At 70.4% G+C, this 913-nt stretch carries 1 protein-coding gene; it reads right to left on the minus strand.

The window, feature by feature from the left end; genetic code table 11:
• On the minus strand, nt 1-787 hold a 787-nt coding region (locus G4D86_RS51735), incomplete at its 3' end, for a transposase (RefSeq protein ID WP_420821905.1).
• Nucleotides 788-913 lie beyond the last annotated feature (126 nt).

Consider the following 913-nt stretch of genomic DNA (forward strand, 5'->3'; position numbering starts at 1 on the left):
GTAGCAGCAGGCCGGAGGGGTTGAGGGGCGGGCGGTGGTCGTCGGTGAGCGCGCTCCTGACCGCCGCAGCATAGGCGCGCGTGGCGCGGGCGCCCGCGTCCTGACGGCCTTCCACGGCCCGTTCGACTTTCCTCACCTCGCGCACCCGCTTCTTCAATTCCTTCTTCGCATGCCGGTCGGCCTCGTACAGGGGCCGGGCCGCCTCCCGCAGGTAGTGGAAGTGACATAGTTGGTGGGGCACCTGGGGCAGTGCGTGGGCCAGCGCGTTGCGAATGCTCCTCTGCCCATCGGACACCACGCCGACGATGGGCACTCGCCCCAGCGCGCGCTTCACTTCCTCAAGGAGCGGTACGAGTTCCTGCTCGCCCCCGGACAGCAGGGGCCGCGCCAGCAGGACCTGGCCTGAGAGACACTCGCGCACCACCCAGAGCACCTCGTGCCCGACGTCTGGGGCGAGCCCATCAATGGCAAGCACCGCGCGCCCCTGGCGTTTGAGCGCCTCTTGCAGCCTCCCGGAGTCGAGCGCCTTGAGGCTGACGAGCTCGTCGTAGCGGTCGAGCAGGTTGGTGCAGGTGCGCTCGGAAATGGCGACGCCCTTCTGACGCAGCAGGGCGTGGATTTCTGGCACGCTGCGGTGTTCCCGATAGCGCTGAGCCCCGATGAAGGCCAGCACGTCCAGTCCGAACTCGTGCTCGGGCAGGCCCCAGCGGCCCTCGCCCTCGGCCCTCAGCGGCACGCCCTCCAGCAGACATCCCTCCCGGTGGCATACCCGCACCTGCACCGACAGCCCCACGCAGCCGGTGAGCGTCGTCACGCAGCGCCGCGAGCGCCAATCCGCACGCGTCCGCGTGCCGCACGCCTCGCAGCGCCGGCGCTCGCTGTCGACCCTCACCTCACGGGTTGCAACGGGGCG

Origin of the sequence: Pyxidicoccus caerfyrddinensis (assembly GCF_010894405.1) — a bacterium.
Lineage (GTDB): Bacteria > Myxococcota > Myxococcia > Myxococcales > Myxococcaceae > Myxococcus > Myxococcus caerfyrddinensis.